A 1,558-nucleotide genomic window follows, 5' to 3' on the forward strand; every position below is an offset into this window, starting at 1 on the left:
TCGTCATGTATAGATGATCACGGCTCGGACAGGCAGGGGCCGGCAGGGCATCAACAGCGTGTATCAGATCAAAGTCGCACGAGATGCCCTCTAAGACCCCGACGGTGTAGCGCCAGGAGGGGTTCCTCGTCGGCGAGTCGCCTGATCAGATCGGCGAGGTCACTGTTCCGACGGCCTGCCGTGTCGCTGCTGGTCAACGCCACACCAGCGTAATGAGCCCCTACACCCCACCCGGAACCGATGGGCAATTTCTGCCCAACTTCGTCATCGCCCTGACGATAACTGTCGATCTCGTCGACTGTTAGTGCCAAGTTGCTCACGTGCTGTGCTTGATCGTCCATTCACATAGTTCATATCATCCTTTCGGGTAGCCGACGTGACCCGCGCGGCGCCCAGAGGGCTTGGGGGGTCGTTCCGGGTCCTACCAGCGTCTGCTCCTGTTCGATATCGGGTCCGCGACGCAGGCGGAACGCAGTAGGCCACAGGTAAGGAGAAAGATGACTCTCGCTCGGGGGGAGACGTCCATCAAGGACGTCCGGATGGAACGTCCACCGGGAGCCGACGACGCGGCCGTGGTCATCGCGATCGCCTCCTCGACGGAGGAGAGAGTGCGCCTGGCGTCGCTGGTGACCGGCCATGCTCCGGTACTGCTGGTCTCGTCGCCGGAGGAGCTCCTGTCGCTACTTGTCGGCAGCGCCCCGCCCGCCGAAGCACCGTCAGTCCATCCACGCGTCGTCGAGCCGCTCTCGCGAGCCCTCATAGGAACGGCTGATGTCGTCCCGGAGGTCGACTCGGACAGGCGGGTGGCAACCTGGTCCGGGCGCACCGTGCCCCTGTCACCCCTCGAGCACGACCTGCTTCGGTACCTTCTGCTGGCACGACTCGGCCGCACCTGCACCTTCGAGTCACTGCACCGCGCGGTCTGGGGCAACGACCACCTCGGCGGCCGGGGCGACGTGTGGTCGGTGGTGAAGCGACTCCGCCGCAAGCTCGACGAATTGGACTGCCCGCTGCGGATCCAGGCGGTGCGCGGCGTCGGCCTGCGTCTTGTCGACCCAGGCGCGGTGCTGTCAACGAACGCCGAAGAAGCACGAGAGAGCCGAAACCAGATCTGAAAGTGATGCGCCTTCCGGGTCCTCCAGATCGATATGTTCGGGTCCGACCCGGGCTACATAGTGCCGGAGCCGACCCTTGAGTTCTGCTGGATCGGAACTGATCCGAGGATCCGCACGGATCCAAACTGAATCGCCGTCGGCAATGATGCTCAGCCGTCGCTTGCGGGCGGTTGCGCCAACAGTTCGGCAGCGACAGACCGCATACCTTGATCAGGAACGCCGGCCTAGACCTGGGGAGCCGCCCAGGACGATTGCAGTCACCCTTAGTGGCAGCGCACGACCATCAAGGCGTGAACGTTCGGATTGCGACTTCATCGCCGACGAGCACACGCTCACCCCGGCTGAGGTCCTAGTACTCCAGCCGGGGTTGTTGACCTTGGCTGAGCTGTGGCTCGGTGCGGTGTGGGAACGAGGGCAGCCACCGTCGATCATGGACGGTTGTG

Annotated in this window: 1 protein-coding gene; it reads left to right on the forward strand. The window is 64.0% G+C overall.

All coding sequences use genetic code 11. The features are described from left to right. The first annotated feature begins 497 nt into the window (after window positions 1-497). Window positions 498-1,115 carry a winged helix-turn-helix domain-containing protein gene (locus tag ABZU69_RS37065; protein ID WP_354968866.1) on the forward strand — a complete coding sequence of 206 codons (618 nt, stop codon included), beginning with the start codon at window positions 498-500 and terminating at the stop codon, window positions 1,113-1,115. The last annotated feature ends 443 nt before the right edge of the window (window positions 1,116-1,558 follow it).

The organism is Micromonospora sp. NPDC005206, assembly GCF_040608175.1.
In the GTDB taxonomy this organism is placed as follows: Bacteria; Actinomycetota; Actinomycetes; order Mycobacteriales; family Micromonosporaceae; genus Micromonospora.

Excerpts from the sequence above, each read along its gene's own strand:
- ABZU69_RS37065 (WP_354968866.1), top strand. The coding sequence starts at position 498 with ATGACTCTCGCTCGGGGGGAGACGTCCATCAAGGACGTCCGGATGGAA.